Source organism: Klebsiella sp. GG_Kp173 (assembly GCF_040062415.1).
GTDB classification, from domain to species: Bacteria; Pseudomonadota; Gammaproteobacteria; order Enterobacterales; family Enterobacteriaceae; genus Klebsiella; species Klebsiella quasipneumoniae.
In genome coordinates this window covers 91,150-107,510 of sequence record NZ_JBEAFZ010000001.1, presented here as the reverse complement: position 1 = coordinate 107,510, position 16,361 = coordinate 91,150, and the positions used below count along the sequence as shown (strand labels likewise).

Below are 16,361 nucleotides of genomic sequence, written 5' to 3'. Positions count from 1 at the left end.
CCTGCTTCCTTGTCTTGATTAACGTAATGTCGGGATCGCTTCCTGCAGCGGCTTGCCGTCCAGTTCGCGCTCAAAGCTGCGCAGACGTTTGTAGATGGACATCAGTTCCACCAGCGTCGTCCACGAGCTGATCAGGTACTGGAACGAACCGCGCACCTGGCCGAAAACGTTGGTAATTTGCGTCATCAGCCCGAGGGTAATCGTACCGGCAACGATCGACGGAAACAGCAGGAAAAGGCCGAAAACGTTATCCACCTGCAGATAGAGAATGCGGGCGATATTGAAGTACATATAGTGAAAATAGAGACGGAAATAGTTGCGACGCACCGCGCTGAACAGCTCGCGCACCGTCGGCGGCGTGGCGCGGGTTTCATCGTCCTCGCCGTAGACCAGCTCTTTACGATAGGCCGCTTCCACGCGCTGGTTTTTAAACTCCAGACCCGGCAGCTTAATCCCCACCACCGCCAGCAGGCCGGTCCCCATCAGCGACCAGACGATCGCGGCAATCACCAGGCCATACGGCAAGTGACCGACGATGGGCAGGTCGGGAACGTGTTCGGAGAGCGTCACCAGCACCGGCAGAAAGGCGATCAGGGTCATCACCGCGTTGATAAAGCTCACGCCCATATCTTCCAGGGTGGAGGCAAAGCGCATGGTATCTTCCTGCACACGCTGCGCGGCGCCTTCGATATGGCGCAGATGCTGCCAGTGGGCCATGTAGTGTTCGTTCATCGCCGTGCGCCAGCGGAAGACGTAGTGGCTGACGAAAAAGTTGTTCATCACGCCGATGATCACCGCGATGAGCGCGATGCCGAGAAAGATGCCGATCTCATGATAAAACTGGTTGATACTGACCTTATGCGGGGTGGCCAGCGCGCTCTGGATCAGATCATAGAACGGCGCATACCAGGCGTTGATCGCCACCCCCACTTCCACCAGAAACCAGGTGACGAAGATGATGAGCGACGTGCCGAGAATCGACCAGTACTGCCAGCGATGCGGGCAGTAGACAAACCAGAACAGCGCAAACACACCGACGCAAAACAGATAGTAAGCGTAGAACACCAGATAGTTGAGCGACCAGAAGCGCGCCGCGCTGATCGCCACATCCTTCGATGCCCCGGTGACCCGCAGCAGCCAGTCGCCGCCGCCCGCCTGCCAAAAGATCACCGCCAGCAGCGACCAGATAAAGGCAGAAATAAAAAACGGCCCCGGTTTGGGGAAAAAAGATTTAAACATCATTGTCTCCTGCTAACTTCTTATCGTTCTGCTATTGCTGTATACGACGCATACGTCGGCCGCCGCGTGAAAGCGCTCTCGCGGGGCAGACGGATGATAAGACCGGATATCAACAGCTTAGTTCTGCTGCCAGGCGTGCAGAATTGTTTCTGTGGGTTTCACCTGTAAAGGATTGCCAGGAACGGTCAGCGTACGCCACACCTCATTGTAGTGGGCGATCAGCGTCGCGGCCTGCGCGGCGGGGCGGTTGGCGGTGGTGTGGGCATCTTCCGCGATAACAATGCCGTACCCGCGGCTGGCGCCGTTTTTAATGGTGGTGTCGAGGCAGTAGTCGGTGGCGCAACCGCAGATGACGAACTGCTGAATGTCGTGTTCCCGCAGCACCTGCTCCAGCGAGGTGTGGTAGAAGGCGTCGCAGGCGGTTTTGGTGACATACAGCGCGCCGGCCGGCTGTTCCAGCTCAGGGAGCAGGGCGAAGCCTTCGCTGCCGGCTTCGAGGCCGCCGGCCTCATCATGCTGAATAAAAATCACTTTATCCGCCGCGCGCACCAGACGATTAATTTGCGCGACGCAGCGCTCGCGCGCCAGACGCGGCGTGGCGAACACGCCGTTTTGCATATCCACGACCATCACTACCCGTTGAGCCGCCATTGTTTTCTCCCGCAAACCTTCAGCCAAACGGTCATCATACGCGCCGGCGAAAAAAGCCGGTATCCGAAAGCGTAAAAAAGTCTTTTTTACGCACCGTTACCTTTTTCCTGCAGGAATGTCGTGAATCCCGCTTTGTTCTGCGCCACTTCGTAGTATAAATACCCTCTTCTTTTTTATTTATTTAATGGATGATCTCCGTTGAAACGTAGTTTGCTCATTTTTGCTGCGCTGTGCGCGGCGTCGTGGACCTCGGCGCAGGCCGCACAGCCTACCGTTGACCCGGTTTTCGCCTCGGATGTGGTCGATCGTTACGCCAATCATATCTACTACGGCAGCGGCGCCACCGGCATGGCGCTGGTGGTGATCGATGGCAATCAGCGTGTGTTTCGCAGCTTTGGCGAAACCCGCCCGGGGAATAATCAGCACCCGCAGCTCGACTCGGTGATCCGTATCGCCTCCCTCAGCAAACTGATGACCAGCGAGATGCTGGTGAAGCTGCTCGACCAGGGGGTGGTGAAACTCAACGATCCGCTGAGCAAATACGCTCCGCCGGGCGCCCGAGTGCCTGACTGGCAGGGAAAACCAATCACTCTGGTGAATCTCGCGACCCATACCAGCGCCCTGCCGCGCGAACAGCCTGGCGGCGCCGCTCATCGTCCGGTGTTTGTCTGGCCAACCCGCCAGCAGCGCTGGAACTGGCTCTCAACCGCCACCCTGAAGACCGCGCCCGGCTCGCAAGCGGCCTACTCCAACCTGGCCTTCGATTTACTGGCGGACGCGCTCTCCACCGCCGCCGGCAAACCTTATCCGCAGCTGTTTGAAGAGCAGATCACCCGGCCGCTGGGGATGAAGGACACTACTTTTACCCCATCGCCGGATCAGTGCCAGCGGCTGATGATCCCGGAGAAAGGCGCCAGCCCGTGTAACAACACTCTGGCGGCGATCGGCAGCGGCGGCGTCTACTCGACGCCGGGGGATATGATGCGCTGGATGCAGCAGTTCCTGTCATCCGATTTCTATACCCGCAGCCAGCAGGCCGACCGGATGCAGACGCTGATTTATCAGCGTAACCAGCTGACTCGGGTGATCGGTATGGACGTGCCTGGCCGCGCCGACGCGCTGGGGCTTGGCTGGGTGTATATGAAGCCGAAGAATGGCCATCCGGGGATTATTCAGAAAACTGGCGGCGGCGGCGGGTTTATCACCTATATGGCGATGAATCCGCAGGCTAACGTCGGCGCTTTTGTGGTGGTGACCCGCTCGCCGTTAACCCGTTTCAACAATATGAGCGATGGCATCAACGATCTGGTCAGCGAGCTGAGCGGCATGCAGCCCAACATGCAGACGGCCAGTCAGTAAGCCCGGGGGAGGTTTCGCCGATGCGACATAACGATCGTTTTGGCGAAACATCCTGATGCCATTTCAGTTACACTACCCTCTTTCATTTCACAAAATCAGGCAAACCATGACAGATTTAATCACTCGCCCCCGCCGCCTGCGTCAATCCGCTGCGCTGCGCGCCCTGTTTGAAGAGACAACACTGAGTTTGAACGACCTGGTGTTGCCGATCTTTGTTGAAGAAGAAATTGATGATTACAAAGCGATCGAGGCCATGCCCGGGGTGATGCGCATTCCGGAAAAATATCTGGCGCGCGAGATCGAACGCATCGCCAATGCCGGCATTCGCTCGGTGATGACCTTTGGTATTTCTCATCACACCGATGCCACCGGCAGCGATACCTGGAATGAAAATGGTCTGGTGGCGCGTATGTCGCGGATCTGTAAGTCCACGGTGCCGGAGATGATCGTCATGTCCGATACCTGCTTCTGCGAATACACCTCCCACGGCCACTGTGGCGTGCTGTGCGACCACGGGGTGGATAACGACGCGACCCTGGAAAACCTCGGCAAACAGGCCGTTGTCGCTGCCGCCGCCGGCGCGGATTTCATCGCCCCTTCCGCCGCGATGGATGGTCAGGTGCAGGCGATTCGCCGCTCGCTGGACGCCGCCGGCTTCACCAATACGGCGATCATGTCCTATTCGACCAAGTTCGCCTCTTCCTTCTACGGCCCGTTCCGCGAAGCGGCCGGTACCGCGCTGAAGGGCGATCGTAAAACCTATCAGATGAGCCCGATGAACCGCCGGGAAGCCATTCGCGAGTCGCTGCTCGATGAAGCCCAGGGCGCCGACTGCCTGATGGTGAAACCGGCGGGCGCCTACCTGGATATTCTGCGCGATATCCGCGAACGCAGCGATCTGCCGCTCGGCGCGTACCAGGTCAGCGGGGAGTACGCGATGATCAAATTCGCCGCCCAGGCGGGCGCTATCGATGAAGAGAAAGTGGTTCTGGAAAGCCTCGGCGCTATCAAACGCGCGGGCGCCGATCTGATCTTCAGCTATTTCGCCCTCGACCTGGCCGAGAAAAACATCCTCCGTTAAGCCTCCCTCTCCCCGGTGGCGCTGACGCTTACCGGGGCTACAAATCGGCGCCAACCGTAGCCCGGATGAGGCGTTAGCCGCTATCCGGGAAACCTCGCTTGCTGCGACCGAATCTTCACCCAACTGTAATCTGAACGACATCTCTACCTTCTACTGTCTGGGCAGGACGGAGGAGGAGCCACTATGTTTAGTCTCGACAACGTACTCGATGACCTGTGGCCTCAGGCGAGGCCCGCCCCCTGGCAAAAGAAACTGTTAAAAAAGCTATTTTATGAGGAAGAGTTTCAACAATTTGCCGACCGTCACCGCCACCTGAAGGGGCTTGATACGGTCGAACAGGTGCTGGAATACCTCAATATCCGCTGCGCCATCCCGGCGCACGATCTCGAACAAATCCCCGAATATGGCCCGCTGGTCATTATCGCTAACCACCCCACCGGCACCCTCGACGGCCTGGCGCTCCTGTATGCGGTATCCCGCGTGCGACGCGACGTCAAAGTGGTCACCAACCGCATGCTCACCCACCTTGAGCCCCTGAGCTCGCTGTTTATCCCGGTGGATAATATTCATGGCCGCACCGCTAAAACGGCGCTGCAGCAGATGGACCAGCAGCTACAGGCCGGTGGGGTACTCATTTTCTTCCCGGCGGGGGAAGTCTCTCGCCTCACCCGTCGCGGCATCCGCGATAAAAAATGGCACTCGGGCTTTATTAAGCTGGCGGCGAAATATCGCGCCCCGCTGCTGCCGGCGTGGATTCATGCCCACAACAGCGCCCTGTTTTACGCCAGCACCCTGGTCTCCGACAACCTGCCGCTGCTCCTGCTGATGCAGCAGATGTTTCGCCGGCGCAACAGCAGCCTGCCGGTGCGCATCGGCCAGCAGATCCCCTGGTCGAGCTGGTTCGATGCCCAGTCCAGCGCTCGCGAACTTACCGGCCGCTGCTATCAGCACCTTGAGCAGCTGCGCAAAGGGCTGCCCGGGCAGTTCAAAACTGAAAGCGCCATCGCCCGCCCGGAAGATCGGGCGCGGCTCAAACGCGAACTGCACAAGGCTGAATGCCTGGGCCGCACCGCCGATGGCAAAGTGATTTACCTCTGGCAGCGCAACGGTCAGGAGGAGGCGCCGCTGCTGCGCGAGCTGGGACGCCTGCGGGAAATCGCCTTCCGCGCGGTTGGCGAAGGCAGCGGCAAACGGCGGGATATCGACGGGTATGATGACGACTATTTGCATCTGATCCTGTGGGATGAAGAAGACCTCGAGATCGTCGGCGCTTACCGCTTTATACCGACGGCCATACAGCTGGCAAAGCGCGGCCTGGAGGGGATCTACAGCTCCAGTCTGTTCCACTACGACGGGCGAATGGACGACATCCTGCAGCACGGCATTGAGCTGGGGCGCAGCTTTATCCAGCCGCGCTACTGGGGTCGACGCGGGCTGGACTACCTGTGGTCCGGCATCGGCGCTTATCTGGCGCGCTACCCGCACTATCGCTATCTGTTTGGCCCGGTATCGATTTCTGGTGGGCTGCCGCCCGCCGCTCGCGATCTGCTGGTGGCGTTCTACCGGCTGTGGTTCCCGGCCACGCACCCGCTGGCGGAGTCCCGTCGCCCTTATCCGGCGTCGCTGCCCGATGTGCTGGCGCAGTTTGGCGGGGAGGATTACAACGACGACCTGGCCCGGCTGAAGTCCCTGCTCGGCAACCTCGGCTGCGCGATCCCGCCGCTGTATAAGCAGTACTCGGAAGTGTGCGAGCCGGGCGGCGTGCAGTTTATCGATTTCGGCAGCGATCCGGATTTCAATAACTGCGTGGATGGTCTGGTGCTGGTGGATTTGACCTATCTGAAAGCGAATCGCTATCAGCGCTATATTGGCGCGCATTTAGCTTTGCAGGCCGGATAGCCGGTTTACCCTGCCATCCGGCCAGGGTGGCGGATGGCAGGGGTAGTCCTGCAGGCAACATTAACCGCGGCTACGACGCCCGGAAATACGGTTTATCGCCGAGAATCGTCGCCCGGTGCATAATGCGCCGCTGCGGCAGATAGTCGGCATTGGCGTAATGCTGGGTTACCCGGTTATCCCAGATAGCGACATCGTTCGGCTGCCAGCGCCAGCGCACCTGAAACTCCGGTTTGGTGATATGGGCAAACAGGAAGCTCAGCAGCGCCGCGCTCTCTTTCTCGGTCACGTCGACAATCCGCGTGGTAAAGCCTTCATTAACGAACAGCGCCTGCTTGCCGGTCACCGGGTGGGTACGCACCACCGGGTGCAGCAGGGGCGGATGCTTCGCCACCGCCTCCTGCCAGCGCCGATGCTCGGCTTCCGTGTGGTTGTACTTATACTCCTGGAACGATTTACGGAAATCGTGTTCCGCATGCAGGCCGCTCAGCAGCTGCCGGAAGGGTTCTGACAGCGCTTCCCAGGCGGCAATGCCGCTGGTCCACAGAGTATCCCCGCCGGTCGCCGGCAGCTCTTTCGCCGCCAGAATGGCGCCGGCGGGCGGCGTGTCGATAAAGGTGACATCGGTATGCCAGTTGTCATTATCCGGCGGATTATCGTTGTGGGTATCGAGGACGATAATCTCTTCCACGCCAGGGGCGTGAGGGTAGACCGGATGAATATGCAGGTCGCCAAACCGCAGCGCCAGGTCGCGCTGTTGCGCCGGGGTGATATTCTGTTCGCGCAGGAATACCACCTGATGACGCAGCACCGCGTGATACAGCTGCTCAAACTGGTTGTCGCTCAGCGGACGGGTTAAATCCGCCCCGGTCACCAGCGCGCCAATATACGGCCCCAGCGGGGTAATGCTCAAACGTTCACTCATTGTACTTCTCCATGCCAGGGCGTCAGGCGGCGCTGCAGCGCGCGCAGCCCCAGTTCCAGTAAAAAGGCGATAATGGCAATGACTGCGATCCCCGCCAGCACCACATCGGTGGCGAGAAACTCGCCGGCGGACTGCACCATAAACCCTAACCCACGGGTGGCGGCGATCAGCTCAGCGGCCACCAGCGTTGACCAGCCCACCCCGAGACCAATGCGCAGCCCGGTGAGGATCTCCGGCAGCGCGCCGGGCAGGATCACCAGCCACAGCACCTGCGCCCGGCTGGCGCCCAGCGAACGGGCGGCGCGAATCCGCACCTGCTGCGCGCTTTTCACCCCCGCCAGCGCCGACATCGCTACCGGGGCGAAAATCGCCAGGTAGATCAGCAGGATCTTTGACGTTTCACCAATGCCAAACCAGATCACCATCAGCGGTAAGTAGGCCAGCGGCGGCACCGGACGATAAAGCTCGATCAGCGGATCGAGGATCCCGCGCACCGTTGAGTTGAGCCCCATGGCGATCCCCACCGGTACGCCGATCAGCACCGCCGCCAGCAGCGCGATAACGATCCGCGTCAGGCTCGCCGCCAAGTGCTGCCAGAGCGTCGCATCCATAAAGCCCTGCGGCCCGGCGATGGTGATAAGCTTCTGCAGCACCTGTCCCGGCGGCGGCAGAAACAGCGGGCTAATCAGCTGCAGCGCCGCGACCGCCCACCAGACGGCCAGCAATACCGCCAGGGTCGCCACGCTGAGGGTGAGCTGACGGGAGAGCGGCCAGCGCCATTTCAGCGTCGACTGACGCGGTTTGTCGTTCAGTACCACGCTCATGAGAAAGCCTCCCGTTGGTCAAACACCCGGCTCAGAATGTATTCCCGCTGTTCAATAAAGCGCGGGTCGGATTTGATACTGCGGCAGGATTCGCCCGCGACAAAGCGACGGCTGAAATCAAGCGGCAGCCGCTCCACCACCCGTCCCGGTCCCGGCGACAGCAGCACCAGCTCGGTGGCCATAAAGATGGCCTCTTCAATGTCATGAGTGATCAGCAGCACCTGTTTCCCGGTCTCATGCCAGAGCGTCAGCAGCAATGTCTGCATCTGCTCGCGGGTAAAAGCGTCAAGCGCGCCGAAGGGCTCATCCAGCAGCAACAGCTGCGGATTCGCCGCCAGCGCCCGGGCGATGCCCACCCGCTGGCGTTGACCGCCGGACAGCTGCCAGATAAAGCGTTTTTCCGCCCCTTCGAGACCCACCTTCTTCAGCATCTGCGCCGCCGCTTGCCGGCGCTGCGCTTTATCCACGCCCGCCAGCTGGAGGCCCAGCGCCACGTTATCCTGCACGTTGCGCCACGGCAGCAGACCTTCATTCTGGAAGACCACGCCGCGCTCTGCGCCCGGCCCGGTCACCCGCTGACCTTCGAGGGTGATGCTGCCGTGCTGATAGGGCACGAATCCGGCAATCAGGTTCAGCAGGGTAGTTTTACCGCAGCCCGAGGGCCCCAGCACCACCAACAGCTCCCCACTCTCCAGCGTCAGGTTGATATCCGCCAGCGCCGGTTTACCGCCGTAGTCGGCGGAAAGATGCGAGATTTGCAGCATCGCCGCCTCCTTTACTTCACAAAGCGGTCAGTCACGTACTGACGATAATCGGTTCCCGCCGCAGGCACTTTGCCCTGCTCTTTCAGGAAGCGCGCGGTATCCACGATGGCCTGATTGACCGGCCCGTTCAGCGCCTGCGCCTGCTCAGCGGCGGTGAGATAGGTATTGCCCTTCACCAGCCCCGGGACATCGGCTTCCGGCACCCCGCTCAGGCGCGCCAGCTTGCTGATGTTGTCCGGCTGTTTCAGCCATGCCTCCGGGTTGGCGATGTAGGGCTGCTGGGCGTCGATGGCGCTTTTAGCGAACGCTTTGACAATCTCCGGATGCTGCTCGGCGAAGTCCTTACGGACCACCCAGACGTCGAGGGTCGGCGCGCCCCACTCCCCAACCTGCGCGGAATCGGTCAGCACCTTGCCCTCTTTTTCCAGTTCATTAACCGCTGGCGCCCAGACGTAAGCGCCATCGATATCCCCGCGCTGCCAGGCGGCGATAATCGCCGGCGGCTGCAGGTTAATAATCTGCACCTGGCCCGGCTTGATGCCCCAGTGTTTGAGCGCCGACAGCAGGCTATAGTGGGTGGTGGAGATAAACGGCACGGCGATGCGCTTGCCGATCAGATCTTCCGGTTTGGTGATGCTTTTCTTCACCACCAGCGCTTCGGAGTTGCCGAGCTTTGAGGCAAGCAGAAACACTTCAATCGGCACCTGCTGGCTGGCTGCCACCGCCAGCGGGCTGGAGCCGATATTGCCGATCTGCACATCGCCGGAGGCCAGAGCGCGCACCACGCTGGCGCCGCTGTCAAATTTCCGCCAGTCGACGGTCGCCCCGCTGGTTTTGGCGAAGGTGTTGTCCGCCTGGGCGACTTTCGCCGGCTCAGCGGAGGTTTGATACGCCACGGTCACGTTGACCGCCTGCGCCTGGAAGGCGGCGACGGCCAGCGCCGCCAGAAGAGTAATTCGCGATGTGAATGCCATAATGTCTGCTTCCCCTGAGTTGTTATAGGTGCAGTATTTCCGGCATCAGGATGGAGATGAAGTAATTAAAAATTCTGGCTAATAGCGAATCGTTTTTAGAACAAAAGCGGGAAAGGATAGTTGATTTTGAGCGGTTGGTTGGTGGCAGATGGTTGGCGCCGGGTGGCGGCTGCGCCTTGCCCGGCCTCCGGTTCGCGCAATATGTAGGCCAGGTAAGCGCAGCGCCACCCGGCAAAAAACTCAGCGCTTCGCGTTAAGCTCAGCAATATCCTTCGGCGTGGTGCGGCAGCAGCCGCCGATCAGCTTCGCCCCGGCCGCCAGCCACTGCGGCAGATAATCCGCCAGGCTGGCGCAGGCTTCGCCATGATGGTGCCAGGTCTTGCTCACCGCATCATAATGCTCGCCGGAGTTAGGATAGACCACCAGCGGCAGCGCCGTCAGGCTGTGCAAATGCGCCAGCGCCGCGGGCGTATTTTCCAGCGCGATACAGTTGATCCCCACCGCCACCACCTGCGGGTTATCCGCCAGGACGGCCATCACCTCGCGCAGCGGCGTGCCGTCGCTGAGATGTTCGGCGTCGCGCAGCGTGAAGGAGTACCAGGCGCGAGCGCGGGGATACTCCTGCAGCAGGGCCGCCAGGGCCTGGATCTCGGCGAATGACGGCAGGGTTTCACAGGCCAGCAGGTCGGCGCCCGCATCCAGCAGCGCTTCGACGCGCGGGCGGTGGAAGGCCTGGAACTCTGCCGCGCTGCGCTGATAATCGCCGCGATACTCCGAGCCGTCGGCAAGAAACGCGCCATACGGCCCCACCGAACCGGCGACCAGCAGCGTGCCGGCCTGCGGGTTCTCGGCGAGGTACGCCTCGCGCGCTTTGCGCGCCAGCTCGACGCTTTTGCCGATCAGCGCCCGGGACTGCGCGTCATCCAGCCCGCGTGCGGCAAAACCCGCCGGGGTGGCCTGATAGCTGGCGGTGATCGCCACCTGCGCCCCGGCGCGAAAGTAGTCGAGATGCACATCGCGGATCAGCTGCGGATTCTCCAGCAGCACTTTCGCCGACCACAGGCTGTCAGCCAGATCGCAGCCGCGAGCCTCCAGCTCGGTGGCCATAGCGCCGTCCAGCAGCACGAAAGGCTGGGCGGCAAGCAGGGCGGTAAACGGATTAGTCTGCGACATGTTGGGGCTCCTGAGTCATTTTCCGTGAACGAGTAAGATACCAGGCACCATAGCACAGGGCCACAAAGGGGATCCCGCACCACAGCGCAATTCTCTGGCTCGGGTCAAAAGCAAGGCCCACGCAGGCCACCAGGCACAGCACAAAGCCCAGAATCGGCACCACTGGATACCAGGGGGCGCGATATTGCAGGTCGCTCAGCGCCTTACCCTGCTGCAGATGACGGCGGCGGAACATAAAGTGCGAGGCGCAGATGCTCAACCACACCGCCACCACCGCAAAACCGGAGATCGCCGACAGCGCCACAAACACCGTGTCGGGCGCCACCACGCTGGAGAACAGCGCCAGCACGCCGCCCAGCATACTCACCGACAGCGCAGTCACCGGCACGCCCCGTTTATTGACTTTGGCAAAGCAGGCCGGCAGCGTCTTCTCGTTCGACAGCGACCAGAGCATCCGCCCGGAAGCGTACAGGCCGGAGTTGGCCGCCGAGAGGATCGCCGTCAGGATCACGAAGTTGAAAATATCCGCCGCGTAAGGGATACCCACCTTTTCAAACACCAGCACGAAGGGGCTTTTCTCCACCCCCGCCTGCTGCATCGGGATCAGCGCCGCCAGCACAAATACGGTGCCGATAAAGAAAATAATCAGCCGGGCGATGGTGGTGCGGATGGCGACCGGAATAACCTTATGCGGGTTTTCCGTCTCCCCGGCGGCAATGCCGATAAGCTCCGTCCCGGAGAAGGCGAAGTTCACCGCCACCATGGTCATCAGGATCGGCAGGCCGCCGTGCGGGAACCAGCCTTCGGCGGTGATATTGCGCAGGCCCGGCGCCGGGGAGCCATCCTGCATCGGAATGATGCCGAAAATGGCCGCGCCGCCGAGAATAATAAACGCGATGATGGTGATCACTTTCACCAGCGAGAACCAGAACTCGCCTTCGGCGAAGAAGCGGGTCGAAATGATGTTAAGGCCGAAGATCACCGCGCAGAACACCACGCACCAGATCCAGACCGGCACCTGCGGGAACCAGTACTGCATACAGAAGCCGGCGGCGGTAAAGCTCGAACCCAGCGCCACCGTCCACGTCAGCCAGTAGAGCCACGCCACGGTATAGCCCGTCGCCGGGCCAAGGTAACGCGCCGCGTAAACGTGGAAAGCGCCGGTCTCCGGCATCGCTACCGACAGTTCGCCGAGGCACTGCATCACCAGCCAGACCACCAGGGCGCCAATCAGATACGCCAGCAGCGTCCCGGCCGCGCCGGTGGTGGAGATGATATAGCCGGTATTAAAGAACAGGCCGGTGCCAATCACGCCGCCGAGCGACAGCATGATCAGATGGCGCGTTTTCATGGTGCGCTTCAGTTGCCCACCTTGTTGTTGTGTTGTGCTTTGCATTTTATTTTCTCACGCCAGCCCGCTTGCCCGGGTCATGATGCGTATAAACGTATAGACATCTAAACATCCAAAAGAAGAAGTGTTATACCGTGCCGCCGCTGAAAAAGCAAAGCCGCTGCACCAGGTCGCGCGCCGACAGCGTGCAGCCTGCCCCATTTTTGCGCAGCGCCGACGGGCGCTCCCCGAACTGGCGCCTCATCGCGACGGACAACGTTCTGGCACTCTCTTTGCAGCCTGTCGTTCAGAACCTTTCTATCTGGCGAGGCAACACGTATGACAGAGCACACCACCACCTTAAAAAGAACGCTCGGCAGTTTTCGTTTATGGGGGATCGCCGTCGGACTGGTGATATCCGGGGAGTACTTCGGCTGGAGCTACGGCTGGTCGCAGGCGGGCACGATGGGGTTTATGGTCGTCGCCCTCGCGGTCGCCGCCATGTACTGCGCCTTTATTTTCAGCTTTACCGAGCTGACCACCGCCATCCCGCACGCTGGCGGCCCTTTCGCCTATGCCTACCGCGCCTTCGGGCCCACCGGCGGCTTTATCGCCGGTTTTGCCACTCTGATTGAATTCGTCTTCGCCCCGCCGGCCATCGCCATGGCCATCGGCGCCTACCTCAACGTGCAGTTTCCGGCGCTGGATCCGAAATGGGTCGCCTGCGGCGCCTACGTGATCTTTATGACGCTCAATATCCTCGGCGTCGGCATCGCCGCCACCTTCGAGCTGATCGTCACCCTGCTGGCCATCTTCGAGCTGCTGGTGTTTATGGGCGTAGTCGCCCCCGGCTTCTCCTGGAGCCATTTCACCACTAACGGCTGGGCGGGCGCGGAAAGCTTTAGCGGCCTGGCGCTGCCGGGGATGTTCGCCGCCATTCCGTTCGCTATCTGGTTCTTCCTCGCCATTGAGGGGGCTTCCATGGCCGCCGAAGAGGCCAAAGATCCGCAGCGCACCATTCCCCGCGCCCTGGGCGGCGGCATTCTGACGCTGACGGTGCTGGCGATTGGGGTGATGGTCTTCGCCGGCGGCGTCGGCGACTGGCGCGCGCTGTCCAATATTAACGATCCGCTGCCCCAGGCGATGAAGACGGTCGTGGGCAATGGCAGCGGCTGGCTGCATATGCTGGTGTGGCTGGGGCTGTTTGGCCTCGTCGCCTCCTTCCACGGCATCATTATGGGCTACTCGCGGCAGATCTACTCCCTCGCCCGCGCCGGCTATCTGCCCGCCGGTCTGGCCACCCTCAATCGCCGCACCCGCACTCCGCATCTGGCGATCCTCGCCGGCGGCGTGGTGGGCATCGCCGCGATTTTTTCCGACTCGCTGATCACCATCAGCGGCATGCCGCTAACCGCCTGCATCGTCACCATGTCGGTATTTGGGGCTATTGTTATGTATATCACTTCCATGGCGGCGCTGTTCAAACTGCGCCGTAGCGAGCCGAAGCTGATCCGTCCGTTCCGCGCGCCGCTCTACCCGCTGGCGCCGGCCTTTGCCCTCGGCATGGCGGTGCTCTGCCTGGTGGCGATGGTTTGGTATAACCTGCTGCTGGCGCTGATTTTCGCGGCGATGATGCTCGGCGGCTACCTGTGGTTCCGCAAAACCGCAGCGGCCCGTGAACGGGCGCCAGTGGATCCTCAACTGCGAACGGTCTCCTGAGGAGGCGGCATGTATAAAACCACGCTATCGGGCCAGGTATGGCGCTTTGATAGTCTGAAAACGCTGATGGCGAAAGCGTCTCCGGCCCGCTCCGGCGACGCCCTGGCGGGGGTTATTGCCCACTCAGCCGAAGAGCGGATGGCGGCGAAAATGACCCTCGCCGAGGTGCCGCTGACCGACATCCTCGACAATCCGCTTATCCCTTACGAGCAGGACGAAGTGACCCGCCTGATCCTCGACACCCATGATGCGCAGGGCTTTGCCGCCCTGCGTCACCTGACGGTCGGCGATTTTCGCGACTGGCTGCTGGACGATGCCACCGATACCGCCACGCTGCAGCGGGTCGCCCGCGCCATCACCCCGGAGATGGCGGCGGCGGTCAGTAAGCTGATGCGCAATCAGGATCTGATCCTTGCCGCCAGCAAATGCCAGGTGGTGACGCGCTTTCGCAACACCATCGGCCTGCCCGGCCACCTCAGCGTACGCCTGCAGCCCAACCATCCCACCGACGACCTGAAAGGCATCGCCGCCAGTATGCTCGACGGGCTGCTGTACGGCGCCGGGGACGCGGTGATCGGCATCAACCCGGCCAGCGACAGCTTACCGGTGCTGGCGCAGCTGAACGTCATGCTGGACGATATTATTCAGCGCTTCGCCATCCCTACCCAGTCCTGCATTCTGACCCATGTGACCAATACGCTGCAGCTGATTGAGCGCGGCGCGCCGGTGGATCTGGTGTTCCAGTCGGTGGCGGGAACCGAAGCGGCCAACAGCGGCTTCGGCATCAATCTTGCCATGCTGCAGGAGGCCCGCGAAGCGGCCCTCAGCCTCGGTCGCGGTACCCTCGGCAACAATGTGATGTATTTTGAGACCGGCCAGGGGAGCTGCCTGTCGGCCAACGCCCACCACGGCGTCGACCAGCAGACCTGCGAGGCGCGGGCCTACGCCGTCGCCCGCCACTTTGAACCGCTGTTGGTCAATACGGTGGTCGGCTTTATCGGTCCGGAGTATCTCTACGACGGCAAGCAGATTATTCGCGCCGGGCTGGAAGATCACTTCTGCGGCAAGCTGATGGGCCTGCCGATCGGCTGCGACGTCTGCTATACCAACCACGCGGAAGCGGATCAGGATGATATGGACACCCTGCTGACCCTGCTGTGCGCCGCCGGGCTCACCTTCCTGATCGGCGTGCCCGGGGCGGACGATATCATGCTCAATTACCAGAGCACCTCGTTCCATGACGCGCTGTACGCCCGTCGCCTGCTGGGCTTAAAGCATGCCCCGGAGTTCGCCGACTGGCTGGCGAAGATGCAAATTATCGATCCGCACGGCGCGCTGCGGCTCACCGACGCCCGCCATCCGCTGCTGTCCGTCCTGCCGCAAGGAGCCCCCGTATGAACCGTCCCGACGCCTGGAACCCGCTGCGTGAATTTACCGATGCGCGGATCGCCCTGGGGCGCAGCGGCGCCAGCCTGCCGACCCGCGAAGTCCTCAACTTTGGTCTGGCCCACGCCAGAGCGCGGGACGCCATTCATCAGCCGTTCGCCAGCCAGCAGCTGGTGGCGCCGCTGGCGGCGCTCGGCCTCGACGCTCTGACGGTGCACAGCGCCGCGCCGGACCGTCACACCTATCTGCGGCGTCCGGATCTCGGAAGGCAGCTTGCCGACGAAAGCCGCGCCGACCTCGCCGCCAGCGGCGTCCGCCCCGCCGACCTGCTGCTGGTGATCGGCGACGGCCTCTCTTCATGGGCGGTAGAGCGCCAGGCGGTGCCGTTGATCCGCGCCCTGCTGCCCTATCTGCAGACGCTGGGTATCGGCCTGGCGCCAGTGGTGCTGGCGCATCAGTCACGGGTGGCGCTGGGGGATGATATTGGCGAAACCCTGAAAGCCCGCGCGGTGGCGATCCTGATTGGCGAACGACCGGGTCTCTCCTCGCCGGACAGCCTCGGCGTCTACCTCACCTGGCAGCCGCATCGGCAGCGGCTGGAGTCGGAGCGTAACTGTATCTCCAATATTCGCCCGGAAGGGCTGAGCCATGACGCCGCCGCCTTTAAACTGGCCTGGCTGCTGGAGCAGGCTTTTTTACGACGGCTTACCGGAGTGCGCCTGAAAGATGAAAGCGATAATCCGGCGCTGCATGGGAAAATAAAACCGTTGCCCCCTTTTAAATAATAAGTCACGTGAGCCGAAGAATAGATTGTTAATATTACCGGGCGCGCCTGAATATTATATTCGGGTGCACGCTGAAATTTCCCGGCGGCGCTTCGCTTACGCGGGCCGACGAAAACCGTTTAACCGGTATATTGCCTGTTTTCAGGCCGGGTAAGGCACCTGTCGCCACCCGGCAAAATGCGTTCACCGTATCAAAAACCGTGTGGTCGCCAGCCTTATGCCCTTGCCTGCAGGTAATAAGAATATTGCATGAGT

The 16,361-nt window shown here is 61.4% G+C and carries 15 protein-coding genes; 6 read left to right on the top strand and 9 right to left on the bottom strand.

Annotated elements, in window-relative coordinates; genetic code table 11:
* Window positions 1-18: 18 nt before the first annotated feature.
* Together sbmA and ABLU50_RS00510 are read right to left on the bottom strand one after the other, a co-directional pair.
* Window positions 19-1,239 carry a peptide antibiotic transporter SbmA gene (gene sbmA, locus ABLU50_RS00515; RefSeq protein ID WP_004204884.1) on the bottom strand — a complete coding sequence of 407 codons (1,221 nt, stop codon included), beginning with the start codon at window positions 1,237-1,239 and terminating at the stop codon, window positions 19-21.
* Between the two features lie 117 nt (window positions 1,240-1,356).
* The gene (locus tag ABLU50_RS00510; protein WP_072096510.1) at window positions 1,357-1,869 is read right to left on the bottom strand and encodes an isochorismatase family protein; all 513 of its coding nucleotides are present in this window, start codon (window positions 1,867-1,869) and stop codon (window positions 1,357-1,359) included.
* A 219-nt stretch (window positions 1,870-2,088) separates the two neighbouring features.
* Between ABLU50_RS00510 and ampH the strand changes: the two genes are divergently transcribed.
* From ampH to ABLU50_RS00495, 3 genes are all read left to right on the top strand, one after another.
* A complete protein-coding gene (gene ampH / locus ABLU50_RS00505) occupies window positions 2,089-3,249 on the top strand; it encodes a D-alanyl-D-alanine-carboxypeptidase/endopeptidase AmpH (RefSeq protein ID WP_004204886.1) in 1,161 nt (386 codons plus the stop codon).
* A 106-nt stretch (window positions 3,250-3,355) separates the two neighbouring features.
* Window positions 3,356-4,330, top strand: coding sequence for a porphobilinogen synthase (hemB, locus tag ABLU50_RS00500; RefSeq protein WP_004204887.1), 975 nt, complete (start codon window positions 3,356-3,358; stop codon window positions 4,328-4,330).
* 183 nt (window positions 4,331-4,513) lie between these two features.
* On the top strand, window positions 4,514-6,229 hold the full coding sequence (locus ABLU50_RS00495; RefSeq protein ID WP_060656929.1) for a GNAT family N-acyltransferase: 1,716 nt from the start codon (window positions 4,514-4,516) through the stop codon (window positions 6,227-6,229).
* Between the two features lie 70 nt (window positions 6,230-6,299).
* Here the strand turns inward: ABLU50_RS00495 and tauD are convergent, their stop codons facing one another.
* From tauD to ABLU50_RS00460, 7 genes are all read right to left on the bottom strand, one after another.
* Window positions 6,300-7,151: a taurine dioxygenase gene (tauD, locus tag ABLU50_RS00490; protein ID WP_017898949.1), complete on the bottom strand. Its 852-nt coding sequence runs from the start codon at window positions 7,149-7,151 to the stop codon at window positions 6,300-6,302.
* A complete protein-coding gene (gene tauC / locus ABLU50_RS00485; RefSeq protein WP_004144603.1) occupies window positions 7,148-7,975 on the bottom strand; it encodes a taurine ABC transporter permease TauC in 828 nt (275 codons plus the stop codon). Before tauC ends, tauD begins: the two co-directional genes overlap by 4 nt.
* On the bottom strand, window positions 7,972-8,739 hold the full coding sequence (tauB, locus tag ABLU50_RS00480; protein WP_087832592.1) for a taurine ABC transporter ATP-binding subunit: 768 nt from the start codon (window positions 8,737-8,739) through the stop codon (window positions 7,972-7,974). Before tauB ends, tauC begins: the two co-directional genes overlap by 4 nt.
* 11 nt (window positions 8,740-8,750) lie before the next feature.
* Window positions 8,751-9,713 (bottom strand): taurine ABC transporter substrate-binding protein, encoded by a 963-nt coding sequence (gene tauA / locus ABLU50_RS00475; protein ID WP_004204897.1) that lies wholly within the window; start codon window positions 9,711-9,713, stop codon window positions 8,751-8,753.
* Window positions 9,714-9,953: 240 nt separating this feature from the next.
* Entirely contained in the window at window positions 9,954-10,886 is a 933-nt protein-coding gene (gene mmuM / locus ABLU50_RS00470) for a homocysteine S-methyltransferase (RefSeq protein WP_087832593.1), read from the bottom strand.
* Complete coding sequence (gene mmuP / locus ABLU50_RS00465) at window positions 10,873-12,282, bottom strand: S-methylmethionine permease (RefSeq protein WP_004204899.1); 1,410 nt, start codon at window positions 12,280-12,282, stop codon at window positions 10,873-10,875. The genes mmuM and mmuP overlap by 14 nt, the downstream gene beginning before the upstream one ends.
* Before the next feature lie 82 nt (window positions 12,283-12,364).
* A complete protein-coding gene (locus ABLU50_RS00460) occupies window positions 12,365-12,493 on the bottom strand; it encodes a hypothetical protein (RefSeq protein WP_161992934.1) in 129 nt (42 codons plus the stop codon).
* 62 nt (window positions 12,494-12,555) lie between these two features.
* On the opposite strand from ABLU50_RS00460, the gene eat reads away from it, so the two are divergent.
* From eat to eutC, 3 genes are read left to right on the top strand one after another with little or no spacing between them, the layout of a single operon-like run.
* The gene (gene eat, locus ABLU50_RS00455; protein WP_042939282.1) at window positions 12,556-13,935 is read left to right on the top strand and encodes an ethanolamine permease; all 1,380 of its coding nucleotides are present in this window, start codon (window positions 12,556-12,558) and stop codon (window positions 13,933-13,935) included.
* 9 nt (window positions 13,936-13,944) lie between these two features.
* Entirely contained in the window at window positions 13,945-15,333 is a 1,389-nt protein-coding gene (locus ABLU50_RS00450; protein ID WP_023288556.1) for an ethanolamine ammonia-lyase subunit EutB, read from the top strand.
* The gene (gene eutC / locus ABLU50_RS00445; protein WP_023319821.1) at window positions 15,330-16,106 is read left to right on the top strand and encodes an ethanolamine ammonia-lyase subunit EutC; all 777 of its coding nucleotides are present in this window, start codon (window positions 15,330-15,332) and stop codon (window positions 16,104-16,106) included. Before ABLU50_RS00450 ends, eutC begins: the two co-directional genes overlap by 4 nt.
* The last annotated feature ends 255 nt before the right edge of the window (window positions 16,107-16,361 follow it).

Coding starts and splice junctions, on each gene's coding strand:
- tauB (WP_087832592.1), bottom strand. CDS start 8,739: ATGCTGCAAATCTCGCATCTTTCCGCCGACTACGGCGGTAAACCGGCG.
- sbmA (WP_004204884.1), bottom strand. CDS start 1,239: ATGTTTAAATCTTTTTTCCCCAAACCGGGGCCGTTTTTTATTTCTGCC.
- mmuM (WP_087832593.1), bottom strand. CDS start 10,886: ATGTCGCAGACTAATCCGTTTACCGCCCTGCTTGCCGCCCAGCCTTTC.
- tauC (WP_004144603.1), bottom strand. CDS start 7,975: ATGAGCGTGGTACTGAACGACAAACCGCGTCAGTCGACGCTGAAATGG.
- ABLU50_RS00510 (WP_072096510.1), bottom strand. CDS start 1,869: ATGGTCGTGGATATGCAAAACGGCGTGTTCGCCACGCCGCGTCTGGCG.
- eutC (WP_023319821.1), top strand. CDS start 15,330: ATGAACCGTCCCGACGCCTGGAACCCGCTGCGTGAATTTACCGATGCG.
- eat (WP_042939282.1), top strand. CDS start 12,556: ATGACAGAGCACACCACCACCTTAAAAAGAACGCTCGGCAGTTTTCGT.
- hemB (WP_004204887.1), top strand. CDS start 3,356: ATGACAGATTTAATCACTCGCCCCCGCCGCCTGCGTCAATCCGCTGCG.
- tauA (WP_004204897.1), bottom strand. CDS start 9,713: ATGGCATTCACATCGCGAATTACTCTTCTGGCGGCGCTGGCCGTCGCC.
- tauD (WP_017898949.1), bottom strand. CDS start 7,151: ATGAGTGAACGTTTGAGCATTACCCCGCTGGGGCCGTATATTGGCGCG.
- ABLU50_RS00495 (WP_060656929.1), top strand. CDS start 4,514: ATGTTTAGTCTCGACAACGTACTCGATGACCTGTGGCCTCAGGCGAGG.
- mmuP (WP_004204899.1), bottom strand. CDS start 12,282: ATGCAAAGCACAACACAACAACAAGGTGGGCAACTGAAGCGCACCATG.
- ABLU50_RS00450 (WP_023288556.1), top strand. CDS start 13,945: ATGTATAAAACCACGCTATCGGGCCAGGTATGGCGCTTTGATAGTCTG.